The sequence below is a fragment of the Sphingomonas aurea genome, from assembly GCF_030678875.1.
Classification (GTDB): Bacteria; Pseudomonadota; Alphaproteobacteria; order Sphingomonadales; family Sphingomonadaceae; genus Sphingomonas; species Sphingomonas aurea.
The window spans coordinates 93,034-107,753 of sequence record NZ_JAUUDS010000007.1 but is presented as its reverse complement, the minus strand read 5'-3'; the positions used below and the strand labels follow the sequence as shown (position 1 = coordinate 107,753).

Genomic DNA, 14,720 nt, shown 5'->3' with positions numbered 1-14,720 from the left:
AATATAACATGATCGATAGGCGCACTCCGTTCAGGGTTCAGGAGTATCGACATGATCCGGTTTTCGATGGGCGTCGCGCTGGTCGCGCTCGCCACCGCGACGGCGGCACAGGCGCAGGATCGGGCGGCTCCCGCTCCCGCGGCTCAGCCGCCCGAGATCATCGTCACCGGCATCATCGACCAGACCGAGCAGGACGTGCTGCAGGGCACATCCGTCCTGTCCGGCGAGCAGCTGGCGCGTGACCTGCGCCCGACCATCGGCGAGACGCTGGCCCGCCTGCCCGGCGTGTCGGCCACCTCGTTCGGACCCAGCGCCTCGCGCCCGATCCTGCGCGGCTTCCAGGGCGAGCGCATCCGCGTCCTGACCGACGGCATCGGCTCGATCGACGTATCGAACACCAGCGTCGACCACGCGGTCATCATCGACCCGCTGCTCGCCGAGCGGGTCGAGGTGCTGCGCGGCCCCTCCGCCCTCCTGTTCGGCTCGTCGGCGGTCGGCGGCGTGGTCAATGTCATTGACACCCGCATCCCCCGCCGCATGCCCGCCAACGGCTATCGCTTCGACGCCATCGCCAATTACGGCTCGGCCGCCAACGAGCGGTCTGGCTCGGCGGCGGGCGATGTCGCGGTCGGCCAGCACCTGGTCCTCCACGCCGACGGGTCGTACCTGAAGACCGACGACCTGAAGATCGGCGGCTATGCCCTGTCGCCGGCGCAGCGCGCCGCCGCGCTCAGCCAGGTCGGCCTGCCGCAGAATACCGACGAGCCGATCGACTTCGCCGCCTCCGCCGCGATCCGCGATCGCCTGCCCAATAGCGCGAGCGAAACCTGGACCGCGGGCGTCGGTGCGACGATCATCACCGAGGGCGGCCAGCTCGGCATCTCCTATGGCCATTATGACAGCCTCTACGGCGTCCCCGTCCGCTACGCGACCGAGGTCGGGCAGGAGCAGGAGGCGCCGCGGCTCAGCGTGGTGCAGAACCGCTACGACCTGCGCGGCGAGGTGGACGTCGGCGGCCCGGTGATCGACAGCATCCGCATCCGCCTGGGCCATGCGGACTATCGCCATTTCGAGCTGGAGGAGGACGGCTCGGTCGGCACCGCCTTCTACAATAACGGCACCGAGGGCCGGTTCGAGATCCTCCAGGCGAACCGCGGCGGCTGGAAGGGCGCGAGCGGCGTCCAGTACCTCAACCGCCAGTTCGACGTGGTCGGGGACGAGGCATTCCTGCCCGCCAACGAGACCAACCAGACCGGCCTCTTCACCCTGCAGCAATATGACGCCGGCGCGTTCAAGCTGGCGGGCGGTGCCCGCTACGAGTGGAGCAGCCTCGCCGCCCGCCCCCTGCCCGGCCAGTCGCAGTTCTTCGCCGGCCAGCGCGATTTCGGCGCCTTCTCCGCCTCGCTCGGCGCCTCCTACGCGCTCACCGATGCGATCCGCATCGGCCTGAACGGCTCGCGGACCGAGCGCGCGCCGTCCGGCGAGGAACTGTTCGCCAACGGCCCGCACGCCGGCACCCAGGCCTATGAGCTGGGCAACGCGAACTTCGGGCTGGAGAAGAGCTGGGGGCTGGAGGCGACCTTCCACGCGCACAGCGACCGGTTCGACTTCGACGCCTCGGCCTATTACAACTGGTTCTCCAACTATATCTCGGAAAACCAGGTCGCGTCCTCGGTGTGCGAGGCACGCGCGGCGGGTGCGGTCGAACTGCCCTGCTTCCAGTACCAGCAAGCGGATGCGCGCTATTATGGCGTCGAGGCGGACCTGACCGCGCATCTGTTCACGCTCGGCACGACGCGGCTGAACGCCGACCTGCTCGGCGACTATGTCCGCGCGACGATCGTCGACCAGGGTCCGGTTCCGCGTATCCCGCCGATGCGCGTGCTCGGCGGGCTGGAAGCGCAGAACGACGCCTTCACCGCCCGCGCCGAGGTCGAGCATTTGTTCGAGCAGGACCGCATCACCGCGTTCGAGACGCCGACCCGCGACTATACGGTCGTCAACGCCAGCGTCTCGCTCAAGCCGTTCGGGCGCGACAGCAAGACGTCGCTGCTGCTGTCGGCCAACAACATCTTCGACGTGAACGTCCGCCGCCATGCCAGCTTCCTCAAAGACTTCGCCCCGCTGGCCGGCCGCGATCTCCGTGCGACCCTGCGGGTGGGCTTGTAAATCCTCCCCTGCAAGGGGAGGGGGACCGCCGCAAAGCGGTGGTGGAGGGGTGTCCCCGGCGGTGAGGACATGCACCGTCGCCAGCGGCGACACCCCTCCGTCATGGCTGTGCCATGCCACCTCCCCTTGCAGGGGAGGATTCGGACAGCCCCGCTCACTCCCGCCGGTGTGTTACAACATGACTTTACGCGCAGGCGCGCTACGATGACGCGGGTCTCGGCAGGCGGGGATTGATGGACGAGGCTTGGTTACCCCTGGGGTTCGGCGTGGCGGCGAGTGCGGCGACGCTACTCGGCGGCGCGATCGCGTTGCGCTTCCACCAGCGTATCTCGCTGGTGCTGGGGCTGGCGGCGGGGATCGTGCTGGGCGTGGCGCTGATCGACCTCATTCCGGAGGCGCTGTCGCTCGCCGCCGGCCTCTATCCGCCACGCATCATCCTGGCCTGCGTCGCGACGGGGTTCGCCGCCTATATGCTGCTCGACCGCGGCCTGGCCGCCTTCGGCCGAACCGCCGCGCCGTGGCGCGACCATCTGGGCCCGGCCAGCCTGACGCTGCACAGCTTCCTCGACGGCATGGGCATCGGCCTCGCCTTCCAGATGTCGCCGGAGATCGGCTGGGTCTTGGCGCTCGCCGTGCTGACCCATGACCTTGCCGACGGCATCAACACCGTCAGCCTGTCGCTGACCGGCAGCCGACCCGGCCTCGCCCGCCGCTGGCTGGTGGTGAACGGGCTGGCACCGCTCGCCGGCGTCATCGTCGGACTGGTGGTGCAGGTGCCCGACGCGATGCTGGCGCCGCTGCTCGGTGGCTTCGCCGGCGTGTTCCTGTTCATCGGCGGCTGCGAGCTGGTGCCGCGCAGCCGGGTGCGCGATCCCCGCCTGCGGGCGACGGTGGCGACGGTTGGGGGAATGGTGCTGATGCTGATCGTGACGCAGTGGGCGCACTAGACACCGCCCGGCACAGGCGCACCCCGAGTGCCGCGTGATCCCGCTCGCCGCGTTCGCCGCGTTCGCCCATCCCGTTGCTGATGGCCAATACATGCTGTGCCGCCAAGGCATTGTCGATCGGCAGAGGCGGGACCTGTGAACAGCGCGTCGACGGGCAGGGTCCCGGCGAAGAAGTTCCCCAAAGATCCCGCAACTGCCCAAGAGGCCCTGCAGCCTCGCCGGACCAAACTCGATATGTTGCGGTCCGCGCGAACGGCAGGTGGTGCGCCCTATCTCCTCACGCCACCGCGTGCATCGGCGTCGCCAGCATCGTCGTTGCCGCACCGGCATCGACCGGGCGGCTGAACAGATAGCCCTGGATCGTCCCACACCCCTGCGCGCGCAATGCCGCCAGCTGCTCCTCGGTTTCCACGCCCTCGGCAGTGGTGTCGGTCTTCAGCGCGGCGGCCAGGTCGATGATCGCCTGGACGATGGCGGCGGCGCTCTTGTCCTCGGCGACGGGGATCACGAACGAGCGGTCGATCTTGATCTTGTCGAACGGGAAGCTCCGCAGATAGCTGAGCGAGGAATAGCCGGTGCCGAAATCGTCCAGCGCGATCCGCACGCCCATCGCGCGCAGCCGATGGAGCAGCGCCACCACCGGCCCCTCGCCGTCCAGGAACACGCTCTCGGTGATCTCCACCTCCAGCCGGCGCGGCTCCAGCCCGCTTGCCGCCAGCGCCTGCAGCACGACCGACTGGAAGCCGGGGCTGCGGAACTGGAGGGCCGACACGTTCACCGCGATGCGGACATGCTCTGGCCAGCGGATCGCGGTGCGGCACGCCTCGCGCATCACCCACTCGCCGATCGGCACGATCAGGCCGGTTTCCTCGGCGACCGGGATGAACTCGGTCGGCGACAGCCAGCCGCGGGTCGGGTGCTGCCAGCGGAGCAGCGCCTCGAAACCGCCGATCCGGTCCGCCTTCAGGTCGAAGATCGGCTGGAAGGCGAGCGTGAACTGGCCCTGTGCCACCGCTTCGCGCAGGTCCAGCTCCAGCTCGCGCCGCTGGCGCGCCGCCTCGTCCAGCGCCTGCTCGAAGAAGCGCAGCACGCCGCGTCCGTCGGTCTTGGCACGGTACAGCGCCAATCCGGCACTCTTCAGCAGCATGTCGGCGCTCGCCCCATCACCCGGGCCGACCGCGATGCCGATGCTGACCCCGATCGTGATGGGATGCTCCTCCACCACCAGCGGCATCGCCAGCCGGTCGAGGATCGCCTGCGCCAGCGCGCGCGGCCGGTCGGGTGCGGGCTCGGCCAGCACGATTGCGAACTCGTCCGCGCTCAGCCGGGCGATATAGCCGTCAGGCGCCATCGCCGGCAGCAGGTTGCCGACCTGACGCAGCAGCCCGTCGCCGATGTCATGGCCCAGCGTGTCGTTCACCGCCTTGAACCGGTCGAGGTCCAGGCACAGCACGACGACGCCGCCGTTCCGCCCCGCGGTGCGGGCAGAGCGCGCGATCAGCTGGTCCAGCGTCTCGCGCAGCGACACACGGTTGGGCAGGCCGGTCAGCGTGTCGTTGAACGCCAGGTCGGCGATGCGGTGCTCGCGCTCCGCGATGCCGGTCGCCATGCGGTTGAAGCTGGCCGCCAGCCGACCGATCTCGTCGCGGCCGACTACCTCGACCTCGGCATGCGCGCCCTCTTCCAGCAGCCGCGCCGCCTTGTCGAGCGCGGCGATCGGCCGGGCGATGCTGCGCGCCAGCCGGCCGCTGCCGACCATGACCAGCATCAGGCCGATCAGGCCGGCACCGCCGATGCCCAGCTCCAGCGGCCGGTACGGCGCGAGCGCCGCGGCATAGGGATAACGGATCAGCAGCGCCGCCTGCGCGCGCGCGCCGATCCCGGCCAGCGGCTTGGCCAGCGCCAGCGCGTCGCCGCTCGGCAGTTCCAGCGGTGCCGGACGACGGGCGACGGGCGCCTCGTCGACCAACCGGTCCAGCGCGGGATCGGGCGGCACGCTGCCGTCGAGCGAGGTCCAGCGGCCGTCGTCGGTCCGTCGCAGCATCGTCGCGATTAGCGGGATCGCCGACAGCCGTTCCAGGTTGCGCATCTCCGCCCCGTCCAGCGGCACCGCCAGGACGATCCAGCCGATCTCGGTCGGAGCCAGGATCGGCGACAGCACCAGCCGATGGACATGCCCCGCCACCACCACCACCGCGTCGCTGCGGCCGGCCGGCATCGCGAAGGGCGCGGCGGCGGCGGCCTTGGCCAGCGGTCCGGTCGCGCCGACCACCTTGCCATCCAGGTCGACCATCATCGCGGTCGGCACGCCGGCGCGCATGCGCAGGCTGTCGAGCGCGGAGGCGATCGTCGATGCGTCGCCGGACGCCACCGCACTGCGGAACCCGAAGTCGCGCGCGACCACGTCGGCGGCCCCCTTCAACGACGCCTCGCGCAGCGCCCAGAGGCGGTCGTACACCGTCCCGCTCGCCGCCAGTTCGGCGGTCACCGAGGCGCGGGCATTGCCGGCGATCACCAGATGCGCGACGCCGGCGACGCCGATCAGCGCCACCGCGAACAGCGCCGCATACAGCGTCGCCAGCCGGGTGCGCAGCGAATGGAACCGGGGCGAGCCGAAGCGCAGTGGACGCGCGGTCAGGAGGCGCATGTCAGCGGTGCAGCGACAGGGTGGTCGACAGCCCGGTGGCGGCGACCTGGGTCGGCTGCGACAGGCTGTTGCCGGCGGCGCGGATCGACGGATGCCATACGCGCAGCGTGGCGCCTCCCGCGGGCACCCCCGCGAAGGTCACCCGGCCAGCCGCATCGGTCTGCGCGGCAAAGGGCGTCGCGGTGACGAAGACGAACCCGCTCATCGAATCATGGATGTTGCAACCGAGCGCCACCACGCCAGGCTGATCGAAGGTGACGCTGCGCGTATCTTCCCGGCCATAGAGTTTCAGGTCGAACTTCTTGGGCTTGGAAAAGGAGTAGACGTGGTGGCGCACCTTGTCGCGGTTGGGGAAGGCGACGGTGGCGCCGACCGGCACGATCGCGACATGGGGCTGGAACTGGATGTCACGCTGCTCGACCGTGTAGGTGCCGTTCGGGTTCGGCGCGGCGGCGCCCGGCACCTCCAGCGTCACTACCGCACCCGGCAGCGGCGCACCGTCGACCCCGCGGACGGTAACGGACACGGGGGCCGCCGCCGCCATGGCGGGCAGACATGCGGCGAACAGGACAGCAGGACGGATCATGGCGCCAGCGATAGCCGCTGCGGCTTGCCGCACCGTAAACGCTTGTTTCACACAGTATAAACCATTGTCTCCATATCGGAGATACCATGCATTCGCTTGTACTTAGGATCGTCGCCGGCAGTGCTTTGGCCAGCCTGTGCGCTGCCGCACCGACCCTCGCCGCAGAGGGTCGTGCGGGCGGCAAGCTGCTGCTGACCGATGGCATCACCACGGTCGAGGGCTCGGCGGGTGGCGGCATCGCCAGCTGGGCGGTCATCGCCGGGCAGGAAACCAATGCCGGCGTCGGTGGCGCCGCCAGCGCCACGCTGATCGCGCTGCCCGACTTCACCCTGACCAGCCTGGGCGGCGCGATCGGTATTCGCGACCGGATCGAGCTGTCCTATGCCCGCCAGCGGTTCGACACGCGCGATGCCGGCGCGGCGCTGGGGCTTGGGAAGGGGTTTACCTTCGGCCAGCAGGTGTTCGGTGCGAAGTTGCGGCTGGTCGGCGACGCGGTGTGGGACCAGGACCGCTGGCTGCCGCAGATCAGCGTCGGCGTGCAGCACCGCCGCACGACGCAGGGCGCGGTGATCGCCGCGGTCGGCGGCCGTCACGATCGCGGCACCGACGTCTATGCCAGCGCGACCAAGCTGATCCTGTCGCGCGGACTGCTGCTGAACGGCACCGTCCGCCTGACCAAGGCCAACCAGTGGGGGCTGCTCGGCTTCGGCGGCGACCGCCGGGATCGCCACACCGCGCAGTTCGAAGGCTCGGCGGCGCTGCTGCTCAGCCCGCGACTGGCGATCGGCGGCGAGTATCGGACCAAGCCCGACAATCTCGGCTTCGCGGCAGAGAATGACGCGGTCGACCTGTTCGCCGCCTGGGCGCTGCACCGCCACCTCACCCTGACCGCCGCCTATGCCGATCTCGGCGCCATCGCCACCGTCCGCGGCCAGCGCGGGTTGTTCGTCCAACTGCGCTCCGCCTTCTAGCTTCTAGGGTCTGCCCATGCTCCTCCTCGCCCTCGCGCTCGCCCTTCAGACCCCGCCCGGCGAGGAGCCGGTCGATCCCTATCCGCAGTCCAACGCCAATGCCGGCGCGACGCCGGTCGCCGGCGATCGGTTGTGGCAGGCGTTCGGAGAAGCTCCGGGGGTCGCGCGCATCGTCGATCGGCTCGTCGCACTCAACGTCGCCGACCCGCGGATCAGCGACATCTTCAAGGGGCAGGACCTCGTCCGCCTGCGCCGCACGCTGAAGGAGCAGTTCTGCTACATCCTGGGCGGCGGCTGCACCTACACCGGCCGCGACATGAAGGCCGCGCACAAGGACATGGGCCTGCAGGCCGCCGACATGGGCGCGCTGGTCGAGAACCTCCAGGCGGCGATGCGCGCCGAGCACGTCCCCTTTGCCGCGCAGAACCGCCTGCTCGCCAAGCTCGCTCCGATGAAGCGGGAGGTGGTCACCCGGTAAGCCCGGCCCGGCCTAGCTGACAAAAAGTTCACGAACCATCGCTAATGCTAGTGACTCGCAGGAACGAGATCGCTAGGGAGCCCCCGACAACGAGTTTCGGGGGACGAAGAGTGCGCGTGTTTTCTATCTTGCTGGGCGGTGTCGCGATGCTGGGATACCCGGCGCTCGCCGCTGCCGAAGCGCCGGCCGATGGCGCGACGGATCAGGAGATCGTCGTCGTCGGCAAAAGCTATGGGCGAGAGGTCGGCAAGACGGTCACGCCGCTGAAGGACGTGCCCAACACCGTCACGGTCATCGATCGCGAGCAGATCGAGGCGCAGAACCTCTTCACCCTGGAAGACGCGCTGACCGCGACCAACGGCGTCACCGTCAACGGCGTCGGCAGCGAGGATCCGTCGTTCCTGTCGCGCGGCTTCGCGATCAACAACTACCTGATCGACGGGGTGCCGACCCTATCGCTCGGCTTTCCGTCCAACGTCCCGGACCTGTTCTTCTACGAGCGGCTGGAGGTGCTGCGCGGCCCGGCCGGGCTGTTCAGCGGCACCGGCAACCCGGCGGGCAGCATCAACCTGGTCCGCAAGCGCCCGCTTGATGCGGCTAAGATGCAGGCGAGTGCCGGTTACGGCAGCTACGACAATATCCGGCTGGAGCTGGACGTCTCGACGCCCCTGGGCACCGCCGGGGGCCTGCGCGCCGGCGTGATGGCGCAGGATCAGGACCAGTTCTTCGATGTCGGCCATCGCAACCGGCTGGATGCCTTCGTCGTCGGCTCGCTGCGGATCGGCGAGCGCACCACGCTGACCGCAGGGGTCAATTACGACCGGTTCCGCCCGGCCATCCAGTCGGGCCTGCCGGGTCTGCGCGGCGGCGCGGACGGTAGCGACGGGCAGCTGCTCGACGTCCGCCGCTCGACCTATCTCGGCGCCGACTGGAACCGCTTCGATGCGGAGACCTGGTCGGGCTTCGTCGAGCTGGCACACCGCGTGTCGGACCGCTGGACGCTGCGCGCGACCGGCCTCTACACCGATGTGAACCGGATCGACGTCTACTCCTATATCGGCGCGCAGCCGGTCACCCCGGCGAGCGGCGTCACCAACCACATCGCCTATCGCGGCGACAGCAAGCAGCAGAGCCGCTCGTTCGACATGAACGCGATCGGCAGCTTCCCGCTGTTCGGCCGCGACCAGACGCTGATCCTGGGTGCGGACTATCAGGCGACGTCGGGCAGTTCATACTTCACCCGCCTGTCCAACTATGCGCGGATCGACGTCTATAACCCCGTGTCGCCGGCCGAGCCGCCGCTGGACCCGTACGGCCCGCTGCCCTTCTACCCGGTGCAGGGCTCGGGCGCCGACTGTTCGCGCGCGACTGTCACCACCGCCACCTGCGTGCGCCAGGTCTATGGCGCCTCGTCCACCGATGTCGAGCAGTACGGCATCTACGGCCAGATGCGGCTCAGCCCGATCGCCGGGCTGACCCTGATCGGCGGCGGGCGGCTGACCTGGTACGATACCGACACGCAGACGCTGCTGCCGGTCCGCGGCATCCGCACCGGCTACACGATCGAGAACCGCTTCACCCCCTATGCCGGCATCGTCTGGGACGTGACACCGGCCCTCAACCTCTATGCCAGCTACGCCGACAGCTTCACGCCCCAGGCACAGCCGGTCGGCCGCCAGCGCGCCGATGGCGACGGCATCGATCCGATGGTCGGCGACCAGTACGAAGCCGGCAGCAAGCTGTCGCTGATGAACGACCGGCTGCTGCTGGCGCTCGCCGCATACCAGATCACCCAGAAGAACCGGCTGTTCAACGACCCCGTCGACACCACCCTCTACTACCAGCTCGGCAAGGTCCGCGCCCGCGGTATCGAAGCGGAGGTGACCGGCGAGATCCTGCCCGGCTGGCGGGTCAACGGCGGCTATACCTATACCAAGACCAAGCTACTCGAGGACATCAACCCTGCGGTCGAGGGGCGCTCGCTCGTCCCCGTCACGCCGGAACACATGGCCAAGGCCTTCACCAACTACGCCCCTGCCGGCGGGGTGCTGGCGGGCGCGAGCATCGGCGGCGGGCTGACCTGGTTCGGCCCGACCTTTGGCGGCACCCCGTCATCCGTCAATGCGGCGGGCGTGCGGACGCTGTCGACGATCGTGCGCCAGGGCAGCTATGCGGTGCTCGACATGCGTGCGGGCTACAAGTTCAACGACCGGCTGGGCGTGTCGGTCAACGTCAACAACGTGCTCGACCGCACCTATTACGCGCGCATCTTCTCGACCGCGCGCGGCAATTACTATGGCAGCCCGCGGACGGTGTTCGCGACGCTGCGGTACAGCTTCCAGTGACCGGCACCCGGGCAGAGCGCGCGGCGAACGCCGCGTGGCGGCGGCGCACCGACATGGTGCTGCGCGTCGTCGCGGCGGTGCCGCTCGGCTATGCCGTCGGCTCGGCCTGGGCGATGGCGCTCGCCCGGCTGCTGCCCGGTGACCGGGCCGAGGCGACGGTGGCGGCGACGCTCGTCGCCTTCGTCATCTGCGCGGTGGCCGCCATGTGGTCGTTCTTCGCGCGCAGCGGCTGGCGTGCGGTCTGGACGCTCGCCCTGATCGGCGGGGTCGCGGCGGCGATCACCTGGGCCTCGATCCTGAGTGGAGGGCGCCTGTCATGAGCAAGAGCCTGCGCCAGTCCCAGTCGTTCCTCCACACCTGGTCGGGGATGCTGCTGGGCTGGATCCTGTTCCTAGTCTTCGTCACCGGCACCATCGCCTTCTGGCGCGAGGGGATGAACCGCTGGATGCGCCCGGAACTGGCGCGGGTCGAGCAGCCGATGCAGGTGCTGGCGGCCACCCAGCGCTTCCTGGCGCGCAAGGCGCCCGACGCGCAGAGCTGGTTCATCACCATGCCCAGCGAACGGTCGCCCGGCGCGCAGACCTTCTGGATCCCGGCCGAAAAGAAGGGTGAGGCGCCGCGCGGTCGACGCGGCCGGCGCGGGCGCGGCGACACTCAGGCGCTGATCGGCGCCGACGGGCAGGTTTCGACCGCGCGCGAGACTCGCGGCGGCGACTTCTTCTACCGCTTCCACTTCGACCTCCACTACATGCCGGTGATCTGGGCGCGCTGGCTGGTCGGTGTCGCCGCGATGATGATGCTGGTCGCGATCCTGTCGGGCATCGTCACCCACAAGAAGATCTTCCGCGATTTCTTCACGCTGCGCCGGCACAAGGGGCAGCGTTCGTGGCTCGACGGGCACAACGCCAGCGCGGTGCTGGCGCTGCCCTTCCACTTGATGATGACCTATACCGGCCTCGTCACGCTGATGGCGCTGCTGATGCCCTGGGCGGTCGTCGCCAACTATACCGACCAGACGAAGGTCGCCGCGCACCTGTTCCCCACCGCGGGCGAGGTGACCCGCGCGAACCGCCCTGCCCCGCTGGTCCCCCTCACCCGCGTCGTCGCCGATGCGGAAGGCCGGCTGGGCGGACCGATCGGCTATATCGAGGTCAGCGATCCTGGCGACGCCGCCGCGCGCATCACGCTGGGCCAGAGCCCCGCCTCGACCCTGTCGGCCCGCTCGCCGCGCCTCGCCTATGACGGTGTCTCGGGCCGGCTGATCTGGCGTGCGCCCGATCCCGGCGCCGCCAGTGCCACTGCGGGCGTCATGGTCGGCCTTCACGCCGGGCGCTTCGCCGATACCGGGCTGCGCTGGATCTATTTCCTCTGCGGCGTCGCCGGCACGCTGATGGTCGCGAGCGGACTGGTGCTGTGGACGGTCAAGCGGCGCGAGAAACTGCCCGATCCCGCCCGCCCGCATCTCGGCTTCCGCATCGTCGACGGGCTGAACGTCGCGGTGATCGGCGGCTTCCCGTTTGGCATCGCCGCCTTTCTCTGGGCGAACCGGCTGCTGCCGGTCGGCTTGAAAGGTCGGGCGGAGTGGGAGGTGCACTGCCTCTTCATCGTCTGGGCGCTCGCCTTTGCGGTAACGCTGCTCGCGTCGCGCCGGGTGGCGTGGACCACGCTGCTCGCCGGCACCGGCGCGCTGCTGATCGGCCTGCCGGTCTATAACGCGCTGGCGACCCGGCACGGCCTCCTCACCTCGCTCGTCACCGGCGATTTCATGCTGGCCGGGATCGACACCGGGCTGCTCGTCTTCGGCCTCGGCTTCCTCTTGGTCGCGCGCCGCACCGCGCGCCACCGCGCCGCCATCCGCCCGGCCCGCCGGACCCGGGTCGCGAGCGCCGTCGCCGAGCCTGTGCTGGAGCCTGCAGAGTGACCCTCCTCGCCCTGCTGCTGGCGGTCGCCGCCCTCGCACTCCTCGCGCTCGCCACCGACGAGCATCACCGCCACCGCTTCGGCCACCGCCCTGCCCCGCGCACGGTTCGGCGGCTGCGCGGCATCGCCTGGGTGCTGCTCGCCGCCAGTTTCCCGGCCGCGATCGCTGCGCGCGGCTGGGTGTTCGGGCCGGTGGTCTGGACCGGTCTGGTCATGCTTGCCGCCGGGCTCGTCTTCCTCGCCCTCCACCTGATCCCCGCCCGCCACGCGAGCGGCAAAGGAGCCACCCGATGACCAAGCCCTTTCTGACCGCGCTGCTCCTCGTCCTGCCCGTCGCCGCACAGGCGCACGAGGTCTGGATCGAGCGCGACGGCAACGGCCCCGCACGCATCTATCTGGGCGAGCCGGCCGAGGTACCACCGCCCGGCGGCGATCCGGAGTTCGCCAAGCTGAAGGCGCCGATCATCCTCGGTCGCAGCGGCAAGGCGCCCGCCCGCCCCGTCCTGATCCGCCGGGCCGGCTATCTCGAAGCCGCCGTCCCCGTCGGCGACGTCCACGCCTGGGACGACCGCGTCTTCGCGCCCTGGGGCCCGGCCGGCAAGCAGGAGACGGTCGTCTACTACGCCCGCGCCGGCCGCACGACCGCAGCCACCCGCCTGCCGTTCGAGATCGCGCCCGAGGCGCCCGACGCCAGCCGCTTCGTCCTTCGGCGCGACGGCCGCCCCGTGCCGAACGCCGCCGTCACCCTCGTCACCCCCGCCCGCCGCGAGGTGAAGCTGACGACGGACGACCGGGGCGCGTTCGACGTGCCGACGCCGGACAAGGGCCGCTATCTCCTCACCGCCGCCCGGCAGGACGGCCCCGCGACCATCGCCGGCAATCCCGTCGCGGTGGTCCACCGGATCACCACTACGACGTTCGTGGCCCCGTAAACGTCCCGGCATGACCTGACGGCCACCAACTGGCCGTCGGTCTCACCGCCGTGTACGCCCCGTCCGATGACCGAACCGCACCGCCGCCGCCTGCCCCGCGAGCTTGCCGGCCTCGCCACGCTCGCGCTGGCGGCGATCGTCGTCCTCTGCCTCGGCGCCCTCGTCGACCGCATGCCCTTCGCCGCCGACCGGGCGATCATGACCGGGCTGCGCGCCTGGGGTGGTCCGCCGTGGCTGCCGCAGGTCGCGGTGAACCTGACCGCACTCGGCGGCGGCACGGTACTCACGCTGGTGGTCGCGCTGGTCGCCGGCTTCCTGCTGGTCCAGCGGCTGTGGCTGACCGCGACCATGCTGCTGCTGGCGACCGCATCGGGCGGCTATGCGGTGGACCTCGTCAAACAGTTCGTCGGGCGGGCCCGGCCGACACTGGTCGACCATCTGGTGCCGGTGTCGAGCGCCAGCTTCCCGTCCGGCCACGCCGCCTCCAGCGCGGTCGTCTACCTGACGCTCGCCGCGCTCGCCGCGCAGGTGGTGCGGCAGCGGCGGGCCCGCCGCTACCTGTTCGCCGCCGCCGTGTTCCTGACCGGCGCGGTCGGGTCGAGCCGCGTCTATCTCGGCGTCCACTGGCCGTCCGACGTGCTCGCCGGCTGGAGCTTCGGCACGCTCTGGGCGCTCGGCTGGTGGTGGGCCACCGCCTTTACCCGCGCCGCGATCGGTGGCGAGCGGGGTTAGCCCCGCTCGGCCAGCGTCCGCTCCCACGCCAGCGCGTCGCGCACGATCGTCTCCAGGTCGTCGCGTGCCGGCCGCCACGGCAGCGCCGCCAGGATCGCGCCGTTGTCGGCGATCAGCTCGGCCGGATCGCCCGCGCGCCGCCCCTCCAGCCGCCGCTCGATCGTCATGTTGGTCACGCGGTCGACCGCGTCGAGCACCTCGCTGACCGAGAATCCGCGCCCATAACCGGCGTTCAGCGTGTGGCTCCGCCCCGGCTCGGCGCGCAGCAGGTCGAGCGCCGCGACATGCGCCGCTGCCAGGTCCGAGACGTGGATATAGTCGCGCACCCCCGTCCCGTCGCGCGTCGGGAAGTCGGTGCCGAACACCGAGACATGGCTCCGCCGCCCGGTCGCCGCCTCGACCGCCACCTTGATGAGGTGCGTCGCCCCCGCGGTCGACTGGCCCGACCGACCCTGCGGATCGGCCCCCGCGACGTTGAAATAGCGCAGCGCCGCATAGTTGATCGGGTGCGCCGCCGCGACGTCGCGCAGCATCGCCTCGGTCATCAGCTTCGACATGCCGTACGGATTGATCGGCACGGTCGGGTCGCCCTCCGCCACCGGCACCCGCTCGGGCGTGCCATAGGTCGCGGCGGTCGAGGAGAAGATGAAGTGCGTCACCCCCTCCACCACCGCACTCTCGATCAGCGATCGCGAAGCTGCGGTGTTGTTGCGGTAATATTTGAGCGGAACGCTGACCGACTCCGGCACCACCACCGATCCGGCGAAGTGCATGATCGCGTCGACATGATGCCCCCGAATCGCCGCACGCACCCGCCCCTCGTCGGCCACATCGCATTCGACCAACGTCGCGCGCCCGTCGACCGCCCAGTCGAACCCGGTGACGAGATTGTCGACCACGACGACCTCGTGCCCCGCGTCGAGCAGCGCCAGCACCGCGTGGCTGCCGATATAGCCCGCCCCGCCCGTCACCATCACCGCCATGTCGCCGCCT

At 70.3% G+C, this 14,720-nt stretch carries 13 protein-coding genes; 10 read left to right on the top strand and 3 right to left on the bottom strand.

Features of this window, described 5'->3' with window-relative positions:
- Positions 1 to 51 precede the first annotated feature (51 nt).
- Together Q5H91_RS13145 and Q5H91_RS13140 are read left to right on the top strand one after the other, a co-directional pair.
- Positions 52 to 2,169: a TonB-dependent receptor gene (locus Q5H91_RS13145; RefSeq protein ID WP_305173875.1), complete on the top strand. Its 2,118-nt coding sequence runs from the start codon at positions 52 to 54 to the stop codon at positions 2,167 to 2,169.
- Positions 2,170 to 2,402: 233 nt separating this feature from the next.
- Positions 2,403 to 3,116 carry a ZIP family metal transporter gene (locus tag Q5H91_RS13140; protein WP_305173874.1) on the top strand — a complete coding sequence of 238 codons (714 nt, stop codon included), beginning with the start codon at positions 2,403 to 2,405 and terminating at the stop codon, positions 3,114 to 3,116.
- A gap of 277 nt (positions 3,117 to 3,393) precedes the next feature.
- Here Q5H91_RS13140 and Q5H91_RS13135 read toward each other — a convergent pair whose 3' ends face one another.
- Together Q5H91_RS13135 and Q5H91_RS13130 are read right to left on the bottom strand one after the other, a co-directional pair.
- Positions 3,394 to 5,763, bottom strand: coding sequence for a putative bifunctional diguanylate cyclase/phosphodiesterase (locus Q5H91_RS13135; RefSeq protein WP_305173873.1), 2,370 nt, complete (start codon positions 5,761 to 5,763; stop codon positions 3,394 to 3,396).
- A 1-nt stretch (position 5,764) separates the two neighbouring features.
- Positions 5,765 to 6,349, bottom strand: a complete 585-nt coding sequence (locus Q5H91_RS13130; protein ID WP_305173872.1) for a cupredoxin domain-containing protein — start codon at positions 6,347 to 6,349, stop codon at positions 5,765 to 5,767.
- An 86-nt stretch (positions 6,350 to 6,435) separates the two neighbouring features.
- Between Q5H91_RS13130 and Q5H91_RS13125 the strand changes: the two genes are divergently transcribed.
- From Q5H91_RS13125 to Q5H91_RS13090, 8 genes are all read left to right on the top strand, one after another.
- Positions 6,436 to 7,320 (top strand): DUF3034 family protein, encoded by an 885-nt coding sequence (locus tag Q5H91_RS13125; protein WP_305173871.1) that lies wholly within the window; start codon positions 6,436 to 6,438, stop codon positions 7,318 to 7,320.
- A 16-nt stretch (positions 7,321 to 7,336) separates the two neighbouring features.
- Positions 7,337 to 7,798, top strand: a complete 462-nt coding sequence (locus Q5H91_RS13120; RefSeq protein ID WP_305173870.1) for a group I truncated hemoglobin — start codon at positions 7,337 to 7,339, stop codon at positions 7,796 to 7,798.
- 116 nt (positions 7,799 to 7,914) lie between these two features.
- A complete protein-coding gene (locus Q5H91_RS13115; RefSeq protein ID WP_305173869.1) occupies positions 7,915 to 10,143 on the top strand; it encodes a TonB-dependent siderophore receptor in 2,229 nt (742 codons plus the stop codon).
- A complete protein-coding gene (locus tag Q5H91_RS13110) occupies positions 10,140 to 10,463 on the top strand; it encodes a hypothetical protein (RefSeq protein ID WP_305173868.1) in 324 nt (107 codons plus the stop codon). The genes Q5H91_RS13115 and Q5H91_RS13110 overlap by 4 nt, the downstream gene beginning before the upstream one ends.
- A complete protein-coding gene (locus Q5H91_RS13105; RefSeq protein WP_305173867.1) occupies positions 10,460 to 12,064 on the top strand; it encodes a PepSY-associated TM helix domain-containing protein in 1,605 nt (534 codons plus the stop codon). Before Q5H91_RS13110 ends, Q5H91_RS13105 begins: the two co-directional genes overlap by 4 nt.
- Positions 12,061 to 12,357: a DUF3325 domain-containing protein gene (locus tag Q5H91_RS13100; RefSeq protein ID WP_305173866.1), complete on the top strand. Its 297-nt coding sequence runs from the start codon at positions 12,061 to 12,063 to the stop codon at positions 12,355 to 12,357. The genes Q5H91_RS13105 and Q5H91_RS13100 overlap by 4 nt, the downstream gene beginning before the upstream one ends.
- Complete coding sequence (locus tag Q5H91_RS13095) at positions 12,354 to 12,995, top strand: DUF4198 domain-containing protein (RefSeq protein ID WP_305173865.1); 642 nt, start codon at positions 12,354 to 12,356, stop codon at positions 12,993 to 12,995. The genes Q5H91_RS13100 and Q5H91_RS13095 overlap by 4 nt, the downstream gene beginning before the upstream one ends.
- Positions 12,996 to 13,061: 66 nt before the next feature.
- Positions 13,062 to 13,727, top strand: a complete 666-nt coding sequence (locus Q5H91_RS13090) for a phosphatase PAP2 family protein (RefSeq protein ID WP_305173864.1) — start codon at positions 13,062 to 13,064, stop codon at positions 13,725 to 13,727.
- Here Q5H91_RS13090 and galE read toward each other — a convergent pair.
- The gene (gene galE / locus Q5H91_RS13085; RefSeq protein WP_370655266.1) at positions 13,724 to 14,701 is read right to left on the bottom strand and encodes a UDP-glucose 4-epimerase GalE; all 978 of its coding nucleotides are present in this window, start codon (positions 14,699 to 14,701) and stop codon (positions 13,724 to 13,726) included. The genes Q5H91_RS13090 and galE overlap by 4 nt on opposite strands.
- Positions 14,702 to 14,720: the final 19 nt, after the last annotated feature.

What these genes read in the sequence shown, in the direction of transcription:
- Q5H91_RS13120 (WP_305173870.1), top strand. Translation starts at nt 7,337, where the DNA reads ATGCTCCTCCTCGCCCTCGCGCTCGCCCTTCAGACCCCGCCCGGCGAG.
- Q5H91_RS13145 (WP_305173875.1), top strand. Translation starts at nt 52, where the DNA reads ATGATCCGGTTTTCGATGGGCGTCGCGCTGGTCGCGCTCGCCACCGCG.
- Q5H91_RS13095 (WP_305173865.1), top strand. Translation starts at nt 12,354, where the DNA reads ATGACCAAGCCCTTTCTGACCGCGCTGCTCCTCGTCCTGCCCGTCGCC.
- galE (WP_370655266.1), bottom strand. Translation starts at nt 14,701, where the DNA reads ATGGTGACGGGCGGGGCGGGCTATATCGGCAGCCACGCGGTGCTGGCG.
- Q5H91_RS13105 (WP_305173867.1), top strand. Translation starts at nt 10,460, where the DNA reads ATGAGCAAGAGCCTGCGCCAGTCCCAGTCGTTCCTCCACACCTGGTCG.
- Q5H91_RS13125 (WP_305173871.1), top strand. Translation starts at nt 6,436, where the DNA reads ATGCATTCGCTTGTACTTAGGATCGTCGCCGGCAGTGCTTTGGCCAGC.
- Q5H91_RS13090 (WP_305173864.1), top strand. Translation starts at nt 13,062, where the DNA reads ATGACCGAACCGCACCGCCGCCGCCTGCCCCGCGAGCTTGCCGGCCTC.
- Q5H91_RS13130 (WP_305173872.1), bottom strand. Translation starts at nt 6,349, where the DNA reads ATGATCCGTCCTGCTGTCCTGTTCGCCGCATGTCTGCCCGCCATGGCG.
- Q5H91_RS13140 (WP_305173874.1), top strand. Translation starts at nt 2,403, where the DNA reads ATGGACGAGGCTTGGTTACCCCTGGGGTTCGGCGTGGCGGCGAGTGCG.
- Q5H91_RS13135 (WP_305173873.1), bottom strand. Translation starts at nt 5,763, where the DNA reads ATGCGCCTCCTGACCGCGCGTCCACTGCGCTTCGGCTCGCCCCGGTTC.